Origin of the sequence: Paenibacillus sp. FSL R7-0163 (genome assembly GCF_037969975.1) — a bacterium.
GTDB lineage: Bacteria > Bacillota > Bacilli > Paenibacillales > Paenibacillaceae > Paenibacillus_AQ > Paenibacillus_AQ odorifer.
In genome coordinates this window covers 4,938,735-4,960,707 of record NZ_CP150224.1, presented here as the reverse complement: position 1 = coordinate 4,960,707, position 21,973 = coordinate 4,938,735, and the positions used below count along the sequence as shown (strand labels likewise).

At 42.9% G+C, this 21,973-nt stretch carries 23 protein-coding genes; 14 read left to right on the top strand and 9 right to left on the bottom strand.

Going from position 1 to position 21,973, the window contains the following annotated elements; all coding sequences use genetic code 11:
- Window positions 1-10: 10 nt before the first annotated feature.
- The 3 genes from NST45_RS21890 (at window position 11) to NST45_RS21880 (ending at window position 1,959) form a co-directional block, all read left to right on the top strand.
- Window positions 11-550 (top strand): RDD family protein, encoded by a 540-nt coding sequence (locus tag NST45_RS21890; protein ID WP_076225043.1) that lies wholly within the window; start codon window positions 11-13, stop codon window positions 548-550.
- A gap of 118 nt (window positions 551-668) precedes the next feature.
- The gene (locus NST45_RS21885; RefSeq protein WP_036680418.1) at window positions 669-1,103 is read left to right on the top strand and encodes a MarR family transcriptional regulator; all 435 of its coding nucleotides are present in this window, start codon (window positions 669-671) and stop codon (window positions 1,101-1,103) included.
- A gap of 46 nt (window positions 1,104-1,149) precedes the next feature.
- Entirely contained in the window at window positions 1,150-1,959 is an 810-nt protein-coding gene (locus NST45_RS21880; RefSeq protein WP_036680420.1) for an SDR family oxidoreductase, read from the top strand.
- 77 nt (window positions 1,960-2,036) lie between these two features.
- On the opposite strand, the gene NST45_RS21875 is transcribed toward NST45_RS21880, so the two are convergent.
- Genes NST45_RS21875 through NST45_RS21865 form a run of 3 tightly spaced genes read right to left on the bottom strand, consistent with a single transcriptional unit; the run spans window position 2,037 to window position 5,360 of the window.
- Complete coding sequence (locus tag NST45_RS21875) at window positions 2,037-4,331, bottom strand: carboxypeptidase-like regulatory domain-containing protein (RefSeq protein ID WP_339823800.1); 2,295 nt, start codon at window positions 4,329-4,331, stop codon at window positions 2,037-2,039.
- On the bottom strand, window positions 4,321-4,659 hold the full coding sequence (locus NST45_RS21870; protein ID WP_076104682.1) for a hypothetical protein: 339 nt from the start codon (window positions 4,657-4,659) through the stop codon (window positions 4,321-4,323). The genes NST45_RS21875 and NST45_RS21870 overlap by 11 nt, the downstream gene beginning before the upstream one ends.
- The gene (locus NST45_RS21865) at window positions 4,656-5,360 is read right to left on the bottom strand and encodes a sigma-70 family RNA polymerase sigma factor (RefSeq protein WP_305953530.1); all 705 of its coding nucleotides are present in this window, start codon (window positions 5,358-5,360) and stop codon (window positions 4,656-4,658) included. The genes NST45_RS21870 and NST45_RS21865 overlap by 4 nt, the downstream gene beginning before the upstream one ends.
- 359 nt (window positions 5,361-5,719) lie before the next feature.
- Here NST45_RS21865 and NST45_RS21860 point away from each other — a divergent pair, with 359 nt between their 5' ends.
- From NST45_RS21860 to NST45_RS21845, 4 genes are all read left to right on the top strand, one after another.
- Window positions 5,720-6,400 carry a YjgB family protein gene (locus NST45_RS21860; RefSeq protein WP_076141949.1) on the top strand — a complete coding sequence of 227 codons (681 nt, stop codon included), beginning with the start codon at window positions 5,720-5,722 and terminating at the stop codon, window positions 6,398-6,400.
- 148 nt (window positions 6,401-6,548) lie between these two features.
- Window positions 6,549-7,700, top strand: coding sequence for a winged helix-turn-helix domain-containing protein (locus NST45_RS21855; protein ID WP_051491128.1), 1,152 nt, complete (start codon window positions 6,549-6,551; stop codon window positions 7,698-7,700).
- Between the two features lie 74 nt (window positions 7,701-7,774).
- Window positions 7,775-9,076 carry an MFS transporter gene (locus NST45_RS21850; RefSeq protein WP_339823796.1) on the top strand — a complete coding sequence of 434 codons (1,302 nt, stop codon included), beginning with the start codon at window positions 7,775-7,777 and terminating at the stop codon, window positions 9,074-9,076.
- Window positions 9,077-9,793: 717 nt separating this feature from the next.
- Window positions 9,794-10,360 carry a histidine phosphatase family protein gene (locus NST45_RS21845; RefSeq protein ID WP_076141950.1) on the top strand — a complete coding sequence of 189 codons (567 nt, stop codon included), beginning with the start codon at window positions 9,794-9,796 and terminating at the stop codon, window positions 10,358-10,360.
- A gap of 799 nt (window positions 10,361-11,159) precedes the next feature.
- On the opposite strand, the gene NST45_RS21840 is transcribed toward NST45_RS21845, so the two are convergent.
- The 5 genes from NST45_RS21840 to NST45_RS21820 all read right to left on the bottom strand — a co-directional run bounded on the left by NST45_RS21840 (window position 11,160) and on the right by NST45_RS21820 (window position 14,737).
- Entirely contained in the window at window positions 11,160-11,942 is a 783-nt protein-coding gene (locus NST45_RS21840; protein WP_038569031.1) for a TatD family hydrolase, read from the bottom strand.
- Window positions 11,939-13,072 carry a copper amine oxidase N-terminal domain-containing protein gene (locus NST45_RS21835; protein ID WP_052096814.1) on the bottom strand — a complete coding sequence of 378 codons (1,134 nt, stop codon included), beginning with the start codon at window positions 13,070-13,072 and terminating at the stop codon, window positions 11,939-11,941. The genes NST45_RS21840 and NST45_RS21835 overlap by 4 nt, the downstream gene beginning before the upstream one ends.
- Before the next feature lie 103 nt (window positions 13,073-13,175).
- Window positions 13,176-13,487, bottom strand: coding sequence for a hypothetical protein (locus tag NST45_RS21830; RefSeq protein ID WP_038569032.1), 312 nt, complete (start codon window positions 13,485-13,487; stop codon window positions 13,176-13,178).
- A gap of 12 nt (window positions 13,488-13,499) precedes the next feature.
- On the bottom strand, window positions 13,500-14,147 hold the full coding sequence (locus tag NST45_RS21825) for a hypothetical protein (RefSeq protein ID WP_036686760.1): 648 nt from the start codon (window positions 14,145-14,147) through the stop codon (window positions 13,500-13,502).
- A 170-nt stretch (window positions 14,148-14,317) separates the two neighbouring features.
- Window positions 14,318-14,737: a MarR family transcriptional regulator gene (locus NST45_RS21820; protein WP_051491478.1), complete on the bottom strand. Its 420-nt coding sequence runs from the start codon at window positions 14,735-14,737 to the stop codon at window positions 14,318-14,320.
- A gap of 219 nt (window positions 14,738-14,956) precedes the next feature.
- Between NST45_RS21820 and NST45_RS21815 the strand changes: the two genes are divergently transcribed.
- Together NST45_RS21815 and NST45_RS21810 are read left to right on the top strand one after the other, a co-directional pair.
- Window positions 14,957-15,523, top strand: a complete 567-nt coding sequence (locus tag NST45_RS21815; RefSeq protein WP_038569035.1) for a sigma-70 family RNA polymerase sigma factor — start codon at window positions 14,957-14,959, stop codon at window positions 15,521-15,523.
- A complete protein-coding gene (locus NST45_RS21810; RefSeq protein ID WP_038569037.1) occupies window positions 15,520-16,482 on the top strand; it encodes a DUF4367 domain-containing protein in 963 nt (320 codons plus the stop codon). The genes NST45_RS21815 and NST45_RS21810 overlap by 4 nt, the downstream gene beginning before the upstream one ends.
- A gap of 441 nt (window positions 16,483-16,923) precedes the next feature.
- Here NST45_RS21810 and NST45_RS21805 read toward each other — a convergent pair whose 3' ends face one another.
- Window positions 16,924-17,103, bottom strand: coding sequence for a hypothetical protein (locus NST45_RS21805; protein WP_339823791.1), 180 nt, complete (start codon window positions 17,101-17,103; stop codon window positions 16,924-16,926).
- A 186-nt stretch (window positions 17,104-17,289) separates the two neighbouring features.
- On the opposite strand from NST45_RS21805, the gene NST45_RS21800 reads away from it, so the two are divergent.
- From NST45_RS21800 to NST45_RS21780, 5 genes are all read left to right on the top strand, one after another.
- Window positions 17,290-17,877 (top strand): sigma-70 family RNA polymerase sigma factor, encoded by a 588-nt coding sequence (locus NST45_RS21800; protein WP_036686766.1) that lies wholly within the window; start codon window positions 17,290-17,292, stop codon window positions 17,875-17,877.
- The gene (locus NST45_RS21795; protein ID WP_038569041.1) at window positions 17,864-18,622 is read left to right on the top strand and encodes a DUF3600 domain-containing protein; all 759 of its coding nucleotides are present in this window, start codon (window positions 17,864-17,866) and stop codon (window positions 18,620-18,622) included. The genes NST45_RS21800 and NST45_RS21795 overlap by 14 nt, the downstream gene beginning before the upstream one ends.
- Window positions 18,623-18,878: 256 nt before the next feature.
- Window positions 18,879-20,264 carry a helix-turn-helix transcriptional regulator gene (locus NST45_RS21790; RefSeq protein WP_038569043.1) on the top strand — a complete coding sequence of 462 codons (1,386 nt, stop codon included), beginning with the start codon at window positions 18,879-18,881 and terminating at the stop codon, window positions 20,262-20,264.
- A gap of 145 nt (window positions 20,265-20,409) precedes the next feature.
- Window positions 20,410-20,583, top strand: coding sequence for an aspartyl-phosphate phosphatase Spo0E family protein (locus NST45_RS21785; RefSeq protein WP_094903681.1), 174 nt, complete (start codon window positions 20,410-20,412; stop codon window positions 20,581-20,583).
- Window positions 20,584-20,788: 205 nt separating this feature from the next.
- Window positions 20,789-21,874, top strand: coding sequence for an outer membrane lipoprotein carrier protein LolA (locus NST45_RS21780; protein ID WP_036686774.1), 1,086 nt, complete (start codon window positions 20,789-20,791; stop codon window positions 21,872-21,874).
- The last annotated feature ends 99 nt before the right edge of the window (window positions 21,875-21,973 follow it).

The following is a 21,973-nucleotide window of genomic DNA, read 5'->3' as shown; positions in this document are numbered from 1 at the left end:
GAGTGCTTGCATGGATAACATTCTACCCGAGCATTTGGATCAGGAGAATTTCATAGGGTTTTGGAAAAGAGTGCTGGCTTCCATTCTTGATTTCTTGGTCATTGGAATACCTGGAGTTATCGTATACTGGATACTCAATTCATTAGCTGTTTCATTACACTCGGAGATACCTATTATCCTGGAGTACATTTTGTTTATCGCATTTGATATCTTTATGATCGTTAGATTTGGCGGAACTCCAGGGAAGCTGATTTTAAAATTAAAAATTGTCAATGAGCGAGGGAATTACCCTACAGTGAAGGAAGCTCTGATTCGAAATGTTTTCCGAATGATTAGTATGATTCTTTCAATGGTAATTGCGGTCAGCAGCTATGACTTTACCGTTATTTCCGCCAAATTATCCTTATGGTCGGATTTGGCTTTTGACCTCACTCAAATCCTGGGTCCAATCATGCTGGTGGATTACCTGTTGGTTGGATTCCATCCCCGTAAACGTGCGATTCACGATTTGCTGGCTGGCACTTATGTTGTTGATAAATCCGCAATTTGAAGAATGCTTTTCACCAAGCATTCTTTTTTTTAAATATTAGGTATTTTACTATTAAATATTTTAGTGTTAAAATACTTTTATAAGCAGCCGATCATCATGAATGTCAAAGGAGAACCTCTTGGAAAATCCAGATATTTTTAAGCTAATACATGCAGTTGAATTATTTACGAATGAAGTTATTGTTCGATGGATGAACGCATTTGATCACAATATTGGGATATCTCCAGTTCTAGTCTTGGGTGAATTGAATAAAAAAGGCCCCTTGAAGCAGACTATTTTGGCTAAGAGACTAGGATATACGCCAGGAGCAATGACAAACATTGCTAATCGACTAATTAAGCAGGGGATGGCCGAGCGAAAATATAACGAAGATGATCGACGGAATGTACTTCTATCTATCACGGACAAAGGAAAAGACGTTCTGAAGGAAGCACAGCTTAAGGGACAGGAGCTAAGAGCTGAAATGTTCCAAAAGCTCAATGAGGAGGAACTGCAGCAATTCTTGAAAATCTATGAGAAGTTGTTAACGAGCTTTGATAGCTCTGAAACATAAACCAAGTCATCTTAGAAGCACAATAACATTATAAAGGGGTATGAACATGGGAAGAGTTCAAGGTAAAGTTGCATTAGTAACTGGAGGCGCTTCAGGTATTGGCTTATCAGCTGCCACTCTATTAGCTAGAGAAGGAGCAAAGGTTGTCATTGCCGATTTTAATGTGGAAGCAGCCAAAGAAGCAGCATCTAAGATTAAAAATGAAGGCGGAGAAGCTGAAGGTTTTTTCTTAGATGCCTCCCAAGCGGATTCGATCAAGGAAGCTGTTGATTTCACTGTTGCTCAGTATGGCACCATCACAGTATTATTCAATAATGTAGGTCTAACTAATCTGCAAAAAGACCTTGATGTGGTCAATATAGATTTGGAAGAATGGGATCGCCTGATGAACGTGAATACTAAAAGTGTTCTGTTAGGCAGCCGTTTTGCTATTCCTCATATGATTAAAGCGGGCGGAGGCTCGATCATTAACACGGCTTCGATGTCAGCATTCGCTGGGGATTCATTGCGTACTGCTTATGGCTCCTCTAAGGCAGCGGTTGTGAACCTTACTCGTTACATCGCTACACAATATGGTAAAGACAAAATCCGTTGTAACGGCGTGGCACCAGGGCTGATCCTGACACCTGCGGCAGCAAGAAATATGCCGCCAGCTGTATTGGATATATTTCAAAAATTCAACGCCCTACCTTATCACGGAGAAGCCGATGATATCGGCAATACGGTTTTGTTCCTGGCATCGGATGAATCCAAATTCATCACAGGCCAAACGATTGAAGTAGAGGGTGGTCATTATATGTCTAACCCAAGTATCACTGATTTCCAGAATTACATGATGGAAGCTAAATCTAAATAAAAGATTATGTGTAATTAAAAATCCGGTCCATGCTCGAATTTATCGAGCGGGACCGGATTTTGGTTTATTTTAATGAATTAGCGTACCTCTAAAACCTCCTGCATAAAGGTCTTCAGAGCGGAGGGTTTGGCACTTGCGATCCATTGCTTTAACTCATCAGTTTGACCATTCATATACCATCCAAGCTTCTCTTTTAACTCTTGGTCAAAGACTTTAGGTTGATTTTTTCGTTCCGCTAACAGTTGTTTAATCATTTGTGGCCAGCGATACCCACTATGACCAAAGCTGAGTTCAGGATAACGCTCAGCAAGTGTCATTACCGAAGAGAGTGATTCACCAGCGTATAATTCTGCCGCCAAAAAGCTGCCAATAAAACGATGGCTATCATCATACTTTAGGGCGATCGCGAATTGTTTACGAGCTTCTTCAAGCTTCCCTTGTTGCATGAGGGCTGTGGCGTTAATAGAAAGTACATAACCGTTAGTATTGGGTCGGTTTAGTTCGTTGTAGTAGGAATAATATTCGTTATACGACTTCCAGTCGGCATGGTCAAAATAGTACTGCGATAATGTGAAGGCGTAATTAGTAGAAGGCTGTAGTTGTATTAGCTTTTCGAGTAAAGGAATCGCCTTATCTTCTAATGTTGTATCCTTTGTGAGGGACGATTTTGCCAGCATCATCTTTACTAGCATGTGCAGGGCATGAACATCCTGTGGGTCATCGGCAATATTTTGTTGGTACATTTCTAGTGCCTGATCCGTTTTCTTATCCAGTAGTAGTTGGTCAGCCGCAGTAAGCTCTCTTTCCTTGAGATAAAAGAACGGCAGATTGCCGACAGTGTCTTCGTTCAGCCTGTAGCCATTACTGCGGGTAATCAGGCGTCCATCTGCATCTAAGGCTTCAATATTCCAAGAAAAGCGCACTTCGGGATTCATAAATCCGAGAAGGGAGAGGGGGTCAATAGATTCCCAGCCATCTCCACTGCTGCCATAGGAAAAACCGCCGCCATCGTAAAGTTCTTCTACTGGAATGGAGATATGATTATCTACAATACGATCCCGAATTTGTACACCCAACACGGCCCCCTCCCCGCCACCGCTTAAACGATAGTAAGCTGCACCTTCAACAGCTTTCCAGCGGAAATCTATGGTCTTGCCCGTTAGGGTTTCCTGATTAATGGGAGACTGCAGCTCAAGCAGAGGTTGTAGAACTATGCTCTCATTCAACCTGCCATCCGGTTTAACTTCAATCCAATCGTCATATTGTACAGGCCAGGTCCAGCCGTCGATCTGATCATAGCCAAGTCCAAGCTGTAACTGATAAAAGCCCGGAATCACACCGTGAAATTCGAAACGTCCTTCAGTATCTGTGACGATTCGGTAGGGTTCAGCAGAAGTGATGCTATGGTTAACTTCGCTTTCAGCACGGAGAAAAATACCTGCCCGCGGAACTGGGGTGCCATCGCTTCGTGTAAGGGTACCGGAGACGACAGCAGTTGAAGTATTTCCCATATCTATAGTAGACTGAATTGCGGTTCGAAGCGATTCCAGCTGTCTTTCAGTATCTGAAGTCCCAGCTTCTGGTGCTGCTGCTGCTGATCCTGTATTGTCTGTGGAGCCTTCGTTCGAACTGCTGGTGGCAGCGTTCATTTGTTTATGAATATCCTGCCAGAATTTTTTGTAGCTCTCCAAGCCATCTTTTACTACGGCAAGTGCTTCCTGCGCTTCGCCTTTTGTAAAGAGTAAACGCCCGGTAAGCCATGCTTTTTGTGCGTTTAGCTCTTCCTGATACTCGGATGGAAAGGGGGTTTGTTCAAGAATTGTTTCAGCGGTTGTTATATCGCCACTATTTAGAGCTCGCTCCGCTCGAAGGAGCTCCAGTTGTTTAGCTATATCGGAGTTGCTGTTTGACTGTTTCGTTGCGGTGATTAGCGCTTGATCTCCATCTTCCTTTTGGCCAAGAGCATCATATTCATAAGCTAACTGCTTAGCCGCAAATATACGTGTATTATCCGAAGGCCCCTCAAGGATATATTCCTCAAGCAAAGGTACTATGTCCTCCGGTAACAGACCGGAACGCTGGGTTTCATCATTACTCCACTGGCTCATCGAAGGGCTGACATTAACGTCATATCTGTAGGGATCATAGCTGTGATCCTTATCAAGGATGTTTGTACGGATTAGCTCGATACGTTTACTCCCGGTTGTGGAAGCCAGCTTTTGCAGAAGATCAGTTCTAGCTATGTTAGATTGAATAGCTGTGCTCTGATCTATCTGCCTTTGTGAAGGTAAGAAGTTAAACAGAAGAATAAGCAGGGAGGCAGGGAGTAACACGAATAACACCAGATGTTTGATTTTTATCTTAATTCTCATGTTTTTTCACCGCCTGCTCGTAGATATCCTTCCAATACGTATTGCCTCCAGCTTCGATTAGTTCTCGGTTCGCACGCTGCGGGGTATTTTGTTGTGGCTGTTGTTTAACCTCTGGTTGATGTAGGGTAAGCGAAACTACTAAAATAATAGCACCGATCGCACCTATAGGTTTGACAGGGATCTCAATTTCTTTATTCCACAGCGCCAATAAACGGGCTCCAAAGGTTGGAGGATGAGTCTGCTTAATGACCCGGTCGTGTCCAGTGAACTGGAGGTTCTTTAATTCTTCATCCAGCTGCTTTTTGATCGCATCGCGTTCTGTATTCATAAGAAATGTCCCTCCTTCACCAAAATCTTTTTTAAGAGCGTCCGGCCTCTGGCGAGTCTGGATTTGATCGTATTTTCAGATGTATTTAATTGCTCGGAAATTTCCCGGATACTCATCTCATGAAAGTAATATAACGTCAGACATTCACGGTATAGATAATCGAGATTTCTCATGGACTCGGCGAGCCTCACGTTATGCCATTCCACCATAAAAAGCTCTTCCGCTCCGGCTGTGAAGTCAGCATCCTCGTTGGTTTGCAGCTCTGACCCTCCCGCCGGGAAAATATTACGCCAGCTCCAAGTCCGTTGCCTCATGCGGCAGCGATTGACCACTATCCGTATCAGCCATGCCTTCAGCCGATCCGGTTCCTGTAACTGACTCATTTTGGCATAAGCTTGAATAAAAGTATCTTGTACCGCTTCTTCGGCACTTTGTCTATCTTTGAGCAGTAAAGAAGCGGTTCGCAGCAGCATATCTCCATATTCGTCCATTAACAGGCGGAGAGCTGACTCATCTTTTGCCACAATTCTCTCTATAATATTCAGATGTAGCTCCCCTCCCTTTACTAATAAGATGCGGATTGGAGGATTAAGGTTGCGTTTGGATGGAAAATTATTCAACAAATGTCGCGATTGCAGTTCGCCGGATAAGAGGTTACTGTTGGAATCTATTGTACAGATTGCAATGGGTCGCTTTTTCAAGCAGGATTAGCTCCTTTCTATTGTACGTTCTGCAATGAAACCCTTCGAGGCTGGGAATGACGGGTAAGGTCATATAGTTCATAGGTTTACGAGTTTACGAGTTTATAGTTAGATGGAGTTATGTGGAGATTTTAAAAGAGAAACTTACTTGAGTTAGGTGTCGAAAAAAAGGGTTTTATGTAGAAAAATAGAGTGTGTATGAATTTATATTTGTAGATATGGGTAAAAGAGGGTTAGCCAGAAAAATTGCCGCTATCCTGCAACTATTTGATTTTCACCTCGTCTGTATGTTCAGTTTCATTTTTGCAAGATGACTTTTGCAAGATGACTTTTAGGTAATCTACTAAGGAGATGACATCATGTCAGTACAGATAAAATTAATAGCAGGCTCTATCCTACTCGCAGGAATGATTGGGCTTGCTGGATGCAGCTCGAACAATGAGGCGGGGAATTCAGAATCCCAGGCAACGGCGCCAACAGAAACGGCTGTCACAGCAACCTCTGAGCCGGAAGTTAGTCCATCAAGCATCCCAGCAGAAACTGCGCCAGCAGCGACTTCCTCCCCTACGGAGACTGATAAAGATTCAACCAACTCAAATTCACAAAATAGCGACAAACAGCTTAAAGAGTTACTCGAGCTTGCCAAAAAGGGGAAGGTGCCTGGCGTAAAATATGCCGCTCATACCGGACTCATTGATGAGGTCGAAGCGGATTGGGGCAAGCCTGATCAACAAGAGTCAGCGGGAAAAGGAATTTATGCTACCTACACTGACAAACATGTCGTGTTTGGATTTAATAAAGGAAGTTTAATCTTCGATGTTCGTTCAAGTGATTCCGCGCTGCAAAAGCTGACGCTGAAGCAAATTGAGGCAACATTCGGCAAGCCTGACGATACCAAAGTGAACGGAGACGATAAGATTTACACCTATCAAGCCAATGACCAATACCAGCTGAAATTTATTATTCCAAGCTCGACCGGTACAGTAGATCATATTTCCGTGTTTAGTGAACAGGACTCTTTTAACAATATGGCTGGGTAAGTGGCATGGGTTAGAAGAGGAGAGAGCAATTTTGCAGAGGAATCTGTGGGTTGCTCTTTTTGTATGTTCTTTTTTGAGGTGGAGTAGGCCTTGGACGGACTGTTATAATGTAACCAATGAGCGGGTTCGGGGAAAGTGAGGTTCTATCATGCAGCTGGAATTAAATGAAAGTGAATATAAAGTGACCGCAGAAGGGATAACGATAGAATTATTCCCAAAAGAATTTACGCTTTTTCAGTTCTTGTATAAAAATAGAGGGCGTACATTCAGTCGAGAACAGCTGTTGGATAAGGTGTGGCCGCTTGAATATCCGGTAGAGCGAACAGTAGATGATCATATTTATCGGCTTCGTAAAAAGCTAGGCAAGTTTCAAGACTTAGATATTAAGACTGTTCGGGGATTTGGTTATAGTCTGACTATGCAGGAGCCCTCAGCTGCTATGGCCAATCCGACTACATATGACTTAGAGATGCAAAAGACGATGCGGGAGGTATTCAAGAAATATCACCTATATGGCCAAGGTCGCTCGATGTTAATCCTCGCACGCCAACAGGATGTTTTGGGGTATGCGATGGATCCGTTTTATTCGATCTATATTCATTTTGTACAGGGAGATTTGGATTGGCTGCTGAACACAACCGAGGTGGGGATAGAGGAACGGTTTTATTCCTTATTAATCTGTTATGTTCTATTGGGTGATCCTAAGAAAAAATTAGAGTTCTGTGAGTTGGTCCTTGAGAAAAAAATTCTTTTGCCGCCTCAGCATCGCGAAGTGGAGATTCTAAATATTCTGGATTTGTACACGCTGGCAGGGCAACCGGAAAAAGCACTGGAACGACTAAAGCTAACATATGAAGTGATTAAAGAGCCGGGGTATGAGAGTTTCATTCCTATAACGGCGACCTCAGAAATGCTTACACACTTGTGGATGGGAACAGAAGATCACGTAATAGAACGGATGGCAACAGACATTGAAGCACTTTTGCTGGAGAAACCTTATTTGCGTGAGATTGGTAGTTATAAAGTTACAAGGGGCTTGTGGTTTCTACGGCGCAAGTCTTGGCGTGAAGCCGAGCAACTGTTGGATGAGGCACTTCAGGTGCTTGAGATGTCAGGGTTCGTGCCGATACGGATATATGCATTGTACCGAATAGTTCATTTTTGTAAACAGTTTCCACCTAAGCCAGCTTTGTATCGCAAATATGTGGATATATTTGAACGGGAGAAGGAAGAGCGGGGATTCCATCGGTTAGAACAATCCTTGGATACCGTGCTTACGAACCTTGTGACTGCCCCCTGATAATTCTCTGACAATTCTCCATTACATTAAGGTCATGCTAATAAGTTCTTAATTGTAATTTGGAGGAATGTTTAATGAATGCTTCAACACAAGCAGGCACGAGCCTGCTTAAGAACAAGGTGTATATGCGTGTGTACAGCGCATATGCGACGGCTACCTTTGGGGATTGGTTCGATGCCTTAGCAATTCAGGTACTCGTAGGGTACCGCTGGCAGGCCAGCCCGCTAATGCTGGCTTTGATTCCGGTCTCCATAGCTTTGCCGGGGATTTTGCTGGGCTCGTTCGCAGGGGTAGTGGCTGACCGACTGAACAAGCTGAAGCTAATGCGGATGTGTGATCTGCTTACGGCATTGTTAACCGTATTCGTATTATTTGCTCCCAGTATGGTGTGGTTGCTCCCGTTATTGATGTTGCGTGCTGCCATTTCTACGTTAAACGTGCCTGCTCAGCAGTCGATGACCCGTAGTATGGTTAGAGAAGACCAACTGCTTCAAGCTACCTCGCTTAATGGGCTTGTAAATCAAGGCTCGAAAATCGCGGGACCTTTACTGGGCGGCTTCGCGTTGTCTGTTCTTACGCCACAGTGGTGTATATTGATCAATGCTTGCCTTAGAGGCTGTTCCTATTTGCTCCTACTTACAGTTAAGAAAAGTGAAGTAGAACAAGTTGGCACAGAAGGCAAGGGCGATCAAGAGGAACGTGTTGCTCTCCGCACGATGTGGAAAGAAGGCTGGAATTTTATGCTGCATAGTAGGTTGCTGCTAAATACCATGCTGTTTGGCATAGTCTGTTCAATGGCTATTCAGATGATTGATTTTCAATTCACCAGTCTATTTAGGGTACTTGCACCCTCTAATGAATCTTTATTGGGCTGGCTCGTGGCGGCATCCGGAGGCGGTGCTGTATTCATCATTATGGTCATGAACAAAATGAATCGCGGAACAGGTTATGGCTGGAAGCTTGGAACGGGTTATGTGCTGATGGGTTTATCGGTTGGGGGACTTGGACTGCTTCAGCCAGGAGCTTCCAGTATTTCTGTATTGCTATTAGGGTTCTTACTAGGTATTGGGAATGGAATTTTTATCATCACGTTCAATTATTGTCTGCAAAAAGAAACACCCCCGCACATGACAGGGCGTGTGTTCGGTATTCAGAGTACCATTCTTAGCGGAGTTATGATTGGCGCGCCACTTCTCGGCGGAATGATGGTTCAGATTGCTGGGCCTAGCCGTATCTTTTTGAATTTCGGCATCGTAATCGCTCTGATTGGTGTGCTGGGCATCGCATTTGGGCGTGTGCTGTGGCCTGCGCAGAAAGAGATGAACGATAGCTCTGTGGAGCAATCTAGGACAGTTGAGGTTATGGAGGGTAGCTAGCAGGTAGCACGCTAGTCTAGCTAGCGGGACTTCCTAGCTGGACTAGATTAGCTAGACTGGGAAGGTTGAGTGGCAGAGAGAACCTAGCGTGGCAAACTAGTTAATACTTAGCTAGACTGGAAGGGTTGAGTGGCAAAGAAAATCTAGCGTGACAAACTAGCCGTTTTCTAGCGTGACTAGAAAACTTGAGTGCCAAAGAGAACCTAGCCTGACAACCTAGCAGATACTTAGCTAGACTAGACAGGTTGAGTGGCAAAGATAATCTAGCGTGACTTCCTAGCATTTAGTTGCAGAATGTGCAGTTAAATTCCCCTCCATCGATCAAACTGGGATTTAGTTGTACTTTGTGCAGTTATTATTTGATATTCTCCCTTTTAGTCTAGGAATGATGATTTTTAGTTGCACAAAGTACACTTATTTGCTCAGGATGTCTCTTTTTACGCTTAATAGTTGTATATAGTGCAATTAAGAGTCTCTTTAGTCATAGTCGCCTTAATATGTGACTTCTCAGTAAGTGACTTCTCAATAAGTATCTCCTTAATAAGTGACCTCTCAATAAGTTATTACTTTGTGATCTAAAGCAACTGCTGCACGAAACGTTATAAGTTACAATATTACCTAGCCCGATAGGACAGTTTCTCGTCCGTAAGGGCTTTTTTAGTGTGTAGAGGAGATTGGCTAGAACATTAGAATTTGTAGAGGTAAAGGAGGGAAAGGATGGCTACTTTTATTTACATGGTGAGGCACGGTGAGTCGCCCAAACTGCCCGGAGAAACTGAAAGGACTCGCGTACTAACCGCGAAGGGGGAGACGGATGCCCGCAAGATAACGGAAAAACTACGTCTGGAAGGAATTCAAGTCTTCTATTCAAGTCCATACCTTCGGGCTATACATACGATTTCTGGATTGGCGCAGGAGTTAGGAGCAGAGATTCAGAGTGTTGAAGACCTCCGGGAAATCCATTTCTCGGACGGAAATAAGATTACGACTGATCAGGAGCTGTATCCATTACTGACAAAAATGTTTGAAGATCCGGATTTTGTCCCAGTTGGTGGGGAATCCATTCATGCGTGTCAGAAGCGTTCAGTTAGTGTGCTGGCAGAAATACTGAGCAATCACAGCGGTCAAAAGGTTGCTATTGGAACTCACGGGGCAGTCATGACGCTTATGATGAACTATTTTGATGCCAAATATGATCTGAGCTTTCTTCTTCAAACCACAAAGCCGGATATTTATAAAATGAAGTTCGCAGGCGGAACGTTAGTGGATGTGGAGAGGTTATGATTATTGGGGACTGCTTACAAGCGTCCCGAGTCATCATCAACCTGAGGCTTACGGACCCAGATGACATTATTCGCAGATTATTAGCCTTTGGAGCATGGTTTCGGACTCCAGCGTCGTTATTCCTTAAAAAGAGCACCTTATTGGGTGTTTTTTATGCCAATAGCAACTCTGGGGTCCTTTTTCATCCCAAAAGTGGGGAATTGCTGCATATAAGGTCAGCTGTGTCCGATAGCGGCTTCACACACGTAAATACGTACGAGTAAATACGCACGAGTAAATACGTACGCGTAATTACGTACAGGTAATACGTACACGTAATTAGATACACGTAAATGGGTACGCGTAAAATACATACGCATAAATAAGTACACATAAACACGTACGCATAAATGCGTACAGGTATAAGTACGCGTAAACTACGTCCACGTAAATATCTACGCGTAAATTACGTACGCATAAATACGTACGAGTAAATACGTACGCATAAATACGTACGAGTAAATACGTACGCATAAATACGTCCACGTAAATACATACGCAAAAATATGTACGCGAAAATATTACCGAATCAAATGAAAATGGGTAAGGGGATTTGGATTAAGTAAGGTTGGCTTGTGAACAGTACTTCCACTATGAAAAATACGGCTTCACAAGCCAAGCTGTGTTTAATCATAACGTTAGTCTGACTTTAGGCTATTCTAGCTAAGGCACTGACTTTCTTCTACTCTAACAATAGAACTATCTACAAGCAATAGATCTATCTATAGTCTATAGAGCTATCTACAAGCTATAAAACTATCTACAAGCTATAAAATCGCTTAGTATTCGCAGTCACTAACTCTTCCGCTTCGCCGGGGGTGTAACCATGGAGCGCTCCCCAAGCAGCGGCGACTTCCCGAATCATAGACGGATGGGTGATTTTCCCCGCAAAAGGTCCTTCGAACGGCCAAGGCCCATCGGTTTCAGCCATGACTAGCTCTGGGGGATAACGGCGGGCAAGCGCCTGTATCTCCGGCTCATACAGGATATCCGGGGTGAAGGAGATATAGTAGCCGTTCTTAATCATACGGGCAATGGCTTCTTCTGGACCTTTGAACCAGTGAAAGTGGGCATGCTGTATGTTATGTTTTTCCAGGAGATCACAAGCAATAAGCGCATCTTCATAGACAGCATGCAGCACCACAGGTTTATCGAGACGGGCAGCTAACCCAAGCAACTGATCCAGCAGCTCAATATAGGGCTCCATATCAAAGGTTTCGCCACGTTCTAAAGCTTCAGCACGCGTATAGTAAGGCAGCCCGATTTCCCCCACAGCAATATAATCCTCACTAGATTGACTCTCGATCCATTTCAGCAGAGCAGCCAGCTCAGCATCCTGCGGCAGGGGTTGCTCTGGATGAAAGCCATAAGCTGGACGGACCACGCCGGGATTTATGGCTGCAAGTCTTTGGGTGCGTATACAAGAGTCCAAATTCATAGAGACAGCGATAAGGGCTTTAATTCCCATGTCAGGTAGTTCACTCAGTATCTGTTCGGCAACTTCAGGTTCATATTGCTCTAAATGTATATGGGCATCAATCATAACTGTTTACCCTCCACGTAAGAAGCTAATTCCTCATGAACCTCAAAGCGAATAGAGTCGGGTTCCATTCCATCTTTTCCCGGTTTGTAGGCAAAGGTTAGTGTGCCAATACTCTCCAGAAATCCAATATAAACATTTGTTTCCGCCTTTAGCTTGCCCTCTTCCACTATGTAGTGAGTAACAGCACCAATGCCGGCTTGTTCGCCTAGATTGCCATCCTCAGCACGATCTGGATATCGCAAAGTCACCATGGATGGAGTTGAGCCTTTAACTTGAATTTGAATCAGGGCGTCCCCTTTTTCATTAGAAATTTTTGACGTAACCAATGCGGAGGCGGCTTTATCTGCAGAAGGGACAGTGACTTCTTCCCACGGGTTAGGCTTAATCACGTGAAGTTCCTGCATGGACATGCCCGTACCTGTTCCGAGCCACAGAATGACAACGACTTCTTCCTGTCCATCCTGATCGATGTCGGCATAATGAATCTCAGGAGGGTAACTTAGGAGTCTGGGTGTTTCCCAATCAAATGTATGCTTGTTACCGTTCACCTCTACAACAAATCCTTCGTAGGTACCGCCATCTTTAAGGGCAGTATACAGCTTCACTTGGTTATTTTCTGTAGCAATAGCGAGAGGTTCGCTGGGTGTTCTGACGGTAGTACTAACATCCCCTGATGTTATTAATACTTCAGTTCCAGCTGCATTCAGCTGCGCAGTGGCACCAGACAGAGAGTTTAAGGAATCGGCAGGAATATATAAAATACCATTTCGTAGAATAGCTGGTCCTTCAAGCGAGGTTTGATATCCATCAGCTTGCATATACTCATTGTCCGGCGTCAGAACATAACTACTGCTTCCATCAGAGATGGTCAAGGTCTTTAAGTTATTATCCCATTTTTGTTCTGAGGTGTAGTATTCCATTAGTACTTTTGCAGGTACATAGACCTTATCATCTAGGAAAAAAGGGGAGAGAGTAGGAAGAACGGCTTCGCCGTCCACGATTAGTTTCAGTGGTGCTGAAGTAGCTTGTGTTTGATTAATAGCCATTGTTGTATCCATATCTATGGTTGCCGATGCTCCGCATCCGGCCAAAAAGAGCGTGATAGCTCCTATAGCGATGATTTTATTCATAATTACCTCCAGGATAAAGTCCAGTCCCCTTAAGTATAGAATAAAACAGCGCGTTGTAGGTCACTTTCTATTAACAAAGAGAATACAAGCTTGTTACAGTTCGCTAGTTTTTTATAAAATGCAGGCATCCACGCAATAAACGACGAGTGTAATAGAAAGAAATGAACAAAAGTAAGGAGAGGCACAGACCAATTGGAAGGCTGAGAATGTTCGGGAAATCATAATCTGGGAAGGCATTTAGTCCTATCCCTTTGATGCCAACAATACCTAGCACACCACCGATAGGTGCAATGATTGCACAGACAACACTCCCCACGGCCCAGACACTAAGGATCGGTACACAGAACAAGATGGTGGCACCTTTGGCGATATTTTTGAGTATAGTGGCTCCTGACAAATGAGTGATTTTTTCCATGTAGACTCTCCTTTATTGGTTTAAAAATACAGTTCGGTCAACTTGCGACTTAAGATCCACCGTTAGACTTTTGCTATAGCGGATTTCCCCAATGGTACAACCCGGTCCGACGATGATTTCTTCACCGCACACAAGGTCAGCTGTCGTCCGGTATAACGTTATGCTAGTTCCTTCAATCGTTGTGCAGGTGAGTTTTCGAAAAGGGTGCATCAGCGCATTAATCAACTTGGAAGAGGGTTTAACGATAATGTCACCGCCAGCTCTCATAACCTCGACTGTGCTTCTATTGCCTAAACGGATCTCAATCGATGAATCTGCATTTAGTCTCTTTATGTTCACAGCACCTTCAGCATAAAAAGTCCCGGCTGCAGCATTTTCTGCTACGGACATGTATCCAGAAGATCGGAGATTATCTGCTTGGATATTTTGAACGCGCAGACTCCCTAGATTGTTTACCTGATTGGCCTTACAATTCCCCCCAATTGTACAGTCGCCAGATACTTTGAGTTTTGATGTCGAGACACTACTTTTAGTACTTAAGTGGCCAAACACATCAACAGTAACCGCACGAATATTCTCTCGGACAAACAGCGAACCTCTTACCTTCAACGGTGGATCGATCATGTCAGTACGTTCATAAGTATTGTTATTATTGGACATTTACAGTACCGTCCTTCAAAATATATTTTAATAATTAAAATATATATTCATTATAATATATAGTCAATATAATAAATTGGGAGTTTAACATAAAAAACACTGCCGTCAGTTTCCTGACAGACAGTGTTTATAGAAAAGAGTATAGCTGATAAGGAGCAAAATGAAGGCTGTTAGTGCATCATTTGTTCCATCAATTTATTTATTTGTTCTAAAGTTCCGGAGATTTTATTCAGATCTGAGGTAGGAAATGCTTCAAATATTGTATGGATACGCTGATCGCCTTGTTCTGTAAGGACAATATTGACAACTCTGCGGTCTTCTTTAGTCCGCACCCGTTCAATAAGTCCGGCTTCCTCAAGTTTATCGCACATGGAGGAAGCGGCTCCGGGTGTGACCACGAAGCGTTCAGAGATGTCAGTAATGTTCAAGCTTCCGGTAAGCCGGAGTTGAAACAGCAGCATGATCTGATTGTGAGTCAGGGTTTCCTTTTTAGTGATCATATCAATGAAAAACTGGGATTTCTGCTGCACATTTGCCATAGATTCCATGACCTTATGGATAGCATTTTGTTTCTCTTCCTTTGTGCTCATAACATTGCCTCGCTCCAATTTACTTTAGTTACTAAAATATATAGAAGCTATATTAAGCTTGTCAAGTTGACGGGTTACTGTAGCTTGGTTAGAAAGACTGAATTTAGCGCTGGAACCCTTCTTTTTTTTATATCTTGTAATGAAATTGGAAATATATCGTATTAACTGATGAATTTACTTAGCTAAGTGAAAATTTGGTGGGAAAGGAGAGTTAGATTGATGCATGAGCGCGCATTGCTTCATCCTTTTGTAAAAGAGAATATACAGGAAAATACTGACATAGATGTTTTGTTCACAACGATTTTTGAAACCTACTATAAAAGAATATTCAACTACATCGCTTACCGGGTTAGTTCTCTCCATACGGCTGAGGATCTGACAAGCCTTGTTTTTGAGAAAATGTTGGCGAAACTATCGACCTATTCTCAGGAAAAAGCTCCTTTAGAGGTATGGTTATTCGCCATTGCCAGAAATGTGGTCAATGATCATTACCGGAGTTTTAAAAGGAAAAGTTTCTTTTCGCTGGATGCCGTCAAGGAACTGGTTTCTAGCAGAAAAGATCCGGAAAGCTTGATCCTCCAGGGAGAACGTAGTGGAAGGCTTAACGAAGCCTTGAATACATTGAGCTCAAAGGAGCGGAATATTGTGGCTCTTAAATTTGGTGCTAATCTGAGAAATAGAGAGATTGCCCAGGTTACGGGAATTTCGGAGAGCAATATCGGTGTGATACTCTACCGGACTATGAAAAAGCTGAAGACTGAAATAGGGAGCGTGGAGCAGCTATGAACAGTAAAGACATACAGCAGAAGTTCTCAGCAGATTTAGATGAAAGTATATATGGAGCGGCAAATGATTTAAAGGGTGCTGGGGAGTACAAGGAGCTGCTGGAGCTAGGCAGGGTTCTGGCCCATAAAGATTTCAGCGAGGGCTCTGACAAAACAGCCATTCTGAATAAGGCTCGGAGAAAGTATGCCGGCCAAAAGGAGGAGAAAGGATTGCGTACAAAACATAGATTAAGACGTCCTGCTGTTATGCTGGCAACTTTGCTAGTGGTTAGCGTATTAAGTGTAACTTTTGTGCAGCCGTCATTTGCACAGGAGCTGTTAATGAAAGTATTGCAAACGATAAACTTAGGCCATATTGTAGCCCATGAAGTAGAATTTTCTGCGGATTCCAACGTGATTCCGGATGACTTTAAGGGGAAGATTTTTGATAGCAAAGGAAATGCGCTTGTGACCCTCGACGCTGCTCAAAAGGCAGGTGATATCTACAATGCTGATGGGGAAAAAATCGTCGGAGTTGAAGACGGCAGACTGGTTACGCAATCTGAGAGGGATCAAGAGAAAGCGGAATTGCTGATCGAGAGGGATTCTAGCAAGCTAAATGAATATACGATTTTTAATGTGGGATTGCCGGAGTATTTGCCAGACGGTTATACCTTTGATCGTGCAGAGTTTTATAAGGATAGCAATGGTGAAGTAATCAACAGCAAATATATTAATTTATATTTTGTTAATGAAGCTACCGATGAGATCATCTCGATGCAGCAGCGGCACGCTGATTCCGAAACGGCTTATGAGATGTCGACGGATGGCACAATCGAAAAAGTGAAGATTAACGGAGCTGATGCTGTATTGGTTAATGGAAAAGGGTTGGACTGGGAAGCCAATGGAGTCTTATACGGTGTAACATCAGCTAGCTTGGACAAGAATGATTTGATCAAAGTTGCTGAGTCTATCCGCTGACTGATTTTTTAGAGAGATAGGCGGTTACTGTTCGAGTATATATAGGCAAGGGGATGATCCATATGGATCTCCCCTTTTTCGCTTTATTGAGGGCACATGCAAACAACGTTTGGGAGAATATAGCTGTACTTCGTACAACTATATTTCTGCGAAATAACGCTTGGATGGATATAATTGTATTTCGTACACTTATTTTCACGATTTATCCCACTATAGGAAGTTTCTCCGCTTTTTAATTGTATAGAATACACTTAAAATCAGAGTAAACCTTTTTGCATATGGAATAAGTGTACAGAATGCAGTTATCTCATAGATTTCTGCGGGATCCGGCCAAAGCTGGCGTGTAAAGCCGAACATCAGCTTCCACCTGCCCATAATCTGTTCAAGCAAAGCTGAAGACTAGCTTCCACCGCCCATAATCTGTTCAAGCAAAGCCGAACATCAGCTTCCACCTGCCCTTAATCTGTTCAAGCAAAGCTGAAGACTAGCTTCCACCGCCCATAATCTGCTCAAGCAAAGCTGAAGACTAGCTTCCACCGCCCATAATCTGCTCAAGCCAAGCTGAAGACTAGCTTCCACCGCCCATAATTTGCTCAAGCCAAGCTGAAGACTAGCTTCCACCTGTCTATAATCTGCTCAAGCAAAGCCGAACATCAGCTTCCACCTGTCCATAATCTGTTCAGCTGGCGGTCAGCCTCGGCTTACTTCATCTACTCCATTAAGCCGCTGCAGAGTAAAAAATAAATCGAACGATTTATTCTCTATGTACCAATACATAGTGTAAGACCGAGGGAGGGATTGAGAGGGATGAAACATCCAAATGAATATTCTCAGCTCATTGCGCTTACGCTAGCCGGCAGCCGTGAAGCGTACAGTGAACTATATGAAGCAACGATTCGGGATGTGTATCAGACCGTTCATTTTCTCGTTCGCGAAACCTCCGATGTGGATGATGTTGTTCAGGAGATTTATATTCAGGTGCACCGGTCGCTTGAGCAATTTGACGTCAATCGTCCTTTTAGGCCTTGGCTTATGGGGCTGGTTATGCGGCAAATTCATGCCTATCGAAGAAAGAGATGGACGCATCTCCGAATGGTTAAAAAAGTAGAGCAGACTGATTTAAGGATGGAACCTGATTTCACTAGTGATGTTGTGGACAGGTTAGCTAACCGCCGTCTACTAGCAAGTGTAGATCGTCTTCCATTTAAGCTGAAGCAGGTGATTATTCTGCACTATTTAAATGAATATTCACAGGAAGAAAGTGCCGCGATACTGGGTATCCCTCTGGGTACGGTGAAATCCCGTATTCATGCTGCACTGCACAAGCTTCGTCAGAAGCCGGAGAATCATACTCTTTTTAAGGGAAAGGTGGAGGACCTGCATGAATTTCAATGAAGAGTTACGGACAGTTCTGCAGGAAGAGGCGAGAAATCTAAGTGCCCCACCGGAACTGAAGAAGCAAATACTAAATCAGACCGAGACGAGATCAGGGGGAAGACGAATGAAAAAATGGCTTGTAGCAAGCATTTTGGCGGCTGCATTATTAATTCCTACTGGAGCTTATGCCGGATATAATTATTTGGCGGATACCCTGTATGGCTCACAAGCAACTGCTGCTACGATTGGAGTAACCCAGCAACAATATGACAGGCTTGAAGCCAAGCTGCAGAACGCGAAACAAAGCTTTAACGAAGAGGAATTTACAAGATTGATGTCTTTACTAGAGGAATTGGGAGCTTACAATCTGCAAATGGCCGATGCTGACGGAGTCTTTCACCTAGAACAGTTAAGTGCGAAAGATCAAAAGGCATATAATGATTTACAGGTTGAGCTTAAACCTTATTTCGAGAAAATGAATGAAAATGAAATCCCTCAGGCAAAGGCGGCTGTCGTTGATCGTGATACTTTCTGGAATGGCGTGCTGGAAAAAGCTGAACAGAGGTTTACTAAAGAAGAGTTTGAGGAGATCGAACAATTAATAAATGAGTTGCAACGCTATGATGCCAAGGTATTTGATGCAGATGGAAGTGTTCATATGGATCGGCTTTCGAAAGAGGAGATACAAAACCAAGAGAAGTTAATTGAAGCGCTCGGTCCTTATATAAATAAGCTGGACATGATGATTAAACCTAGTTCTTAGTTGAATTTAAATGCATGTATTGAATAACTATGGATAGAAGTAGCATTAGAAAAGCCACCAGAAAAGGTCTAATACACCTTGTGTTCTGGTGGTTTTTTACATTCGGCTAATTTGTATTTTATACATCACTAATTGAATAAATGTATAATCAATTAAGCCAAAAAAAAGTATTTGACCACTGGAATAATTAGACATATTATTATTTAAATACTATTTATCTATATATGAATCATGATGGCGAAAGGTGGCTTTGATCATGAAGCAGATGACCATTCGTGCAGAACTGGCGGACTACCTCAAGAAGAATGGAATAACAATTAATCAATTCGCAGAGGTATCTAAAGTGAATTCGGGCACAATTAGCAACATTATCAATGGGAATCGGCCTATAGCCATGCAGCAATTAGACCGTATTACAAAAGGTATGGGATTAGAAGAAGGCGGCTTTTATGATATGTATGTGGAGGAGTGTTTCATACATTCCAATCCCAATTGGAGACGACTTCGACCTTTTCTATATCGCTGTGCTGAACTAGATAAGCTGGAATGTATAAGTCGGGTGATTGGAATCATGATGGACAGCCTATCTTATACACCCTCGTTGTTTGATACAGCAGAAGATTTTTTTGTACAAGGAAAATATGATGCTGCAGCGTTGTTATACCGGAGTGTCGCGGAGAGTGAGAAGTATCAGCATTCAGAGCGGCTGGCTTTTTGCCAATACAGACTGTTCACGATTGCTCTAGGGGGTGATCAGGATCTGAATTTGCGAGCAGCTGTGCAGTTTGAGGGTTTTGTAAATCGGCTTGATGAAGTCGATCAACTTGACGCGCTGAAGGCTCTGGCGAATACATATAGCGCATTGAGGTATTGGGATAAGGTAATGCTCATAGCTATTGAAATTGAAAAAAAAGCATCCATTCAATATAAGTATAATAATGAGCGAGCCAGAAAAAACGGGTTACAGAAGGAACCTGCAATGCCCTTATTTTCATATATTCTATTTTCTTATGTGTTACGTTCAGTAGTTTACAGAGAGCTGGGAGATTATGATAGAGCATTGCAGTATGTTAACCTTTACATGGATATGAGCTGGATCCGTGAGGATACGGAGGAAGCTTTGCAACTTATGAATCGATGTATGGGTTGGGCACAGGGCAATATATATTTACTGAGAATTTTAAAAGGTGATGTGACAGCGCTTCCGGAATATGTGACCTATATTGAAAAAAGAGAGGAAGACATTCTTCCAGGTCTGTTCAAAATCCTTCAGGCAGCCAATCACTATGATTTTAATGTGGATGATATTCTTCAGCGGTTTGAGCAAGAAATATCAGATTATAGAGATCAGCAGAGAAATCTTAAATGTTATAATCGACAAATTATCGAAGACAGATACACTTTTTTTATGGCTGAAATAGCATTGTATTATATAAGAAGAGGAAAATATGAGCTTAGTATAAAGTATATAATGGATAGTTTGGAGACTTCTGTAAGGATTAATAACGAATCCTGTATAATAAAGTGTGTCAGAATGTTTGAGCAGCTTCGGCATACTGCATCTTTAGAAACGCAGAAGCAATACCAAAATCTGATTAGAATCAATGAAAAGAAAAATGGTTTTGTTATTGGAAGTGCCTAGTATTGATAGTTTTATAGAAGAAACAAAAAAGAGTTTTCAGATTAAATCTGAGATCGCTATCTATTGAATTGTAGTAATGCACTTTAATGTAAAATATAGAATTTGACATATACCTCTAATATATTAAATTAGGGAGGTAGTGTTAATGAATGATCAGGAAATTATCCAAAAGAGAATAGAGGGTGCTAGAAAAAAACTTTATTTAATGGAGAGGCAACACGGAGGGCTTTTGCATCCGAATGTGATCAGACAGTCCATGAGATTAGATGAATTAATTAATCAGTACAATAAAGCAGTACATAGCGATAATGAGGATTGAAGAGAATGGTTAAACACCCTACATAATGATATTGCAACTTCTGATGAAGTATAGAGCCAGCGCTGTGCGCGGGCTTTTTGGCTTGTTGGATCTCATAAAATAAATCTATGCTGCACGCTTGTCATGCCCGTCTGCATATTGCGGCCAAGTCCCTCATAGACATGTACTAATCAATGCATTCAAAACAGGTTAAGGGGATGATGTCATGCGCCGGATAACATGGGTACTCGCGATCATTATGAGCGTGGCCCTGGTGATGACGGGGTGCGGGAAGAAGGATGCCGCTTCCGTAGTCAAGGATTTGAACAATGTGGCTGACAAGTTGGAAAGTAAGCAGGGAACGTACCAAGGTTCTGGCACAATGACCCTGTATACCGGGGAACAGCCGCAGGAGTATAAGGTAGAAGTATGGTACAAGAATCCTTCCTACTACCGGATCAGCTTGGCAAATGTTCAGAAGGATATTACGCAGATCGTACTTCGTAATGATGAGGGAGTGTTCGTACTCACACCAAGTATGAATAAGAGCTTCCGTTTCCAAAGCGATTGGCCGGATGATCAAGGTCAGGTCTATCTGTATCAGACGTTGGTTCGTGGCATAGTTTCGGATAATAACCGCCAATTTGTGGAAGATGGAGATAACTATGTGTTCGAGGTAGCCGCGAATTATCAAAGCAATGCCCTTGTGCGGCAAAAGATTTGGCTTGATAAAAAGACTTATGAGCCTAAACAGGTTCAAGTCTCTGATTCTGAGGCGAAGGTAGTTGTAAACGTGAAGTTTGACACCTTCAAATTCGATACGGATTTCACCAAGGATTCCTTTGATATGGAAAAGAACATGGCCTCGGGTAAGTCCGCAGAGAGCACAGTAGCTGAGGTTGATGAGAATGGTAATCCGGTTACAGCTCCTGAGGGCCAAGAACAGGCTGAACAACCAGTGGCAGCAGAGCTTGGAGACTTTGGGATCATTGAACCTGATTATATTCCAGCTGGTGTAGAGTTTAAGGACTCGCATAAATTGGAGGGGAACAAAGACCATGCTGTTCTCATCCGATATGATGGGATTTATCAGTACACTATTATGGAATCCCGTCCACTGGACCGTGCGGTAGCACTGGCGCCTGGAACCCTGAAAGACCTTGGTTTTACATGGGGAGTTCTGAGTGGGGATGAGCAGCAGACATTGACTTGGATGTCTGAGGGAGTAGAGTACCGAATTACAAGTGCCAATCTTCCTGCTAATGAAATGATGCAAATTGCCGCTTCTATGGAGGCACAATCGGGTAAATAATAAAAAGTAGGCGGATACTGCGTTTTGTGGGATTCTTTCCTCTACAACGTAGTATCCGCTTTTCTTTATTTGCCGGGGCTCCAGCACACATTGACAGCC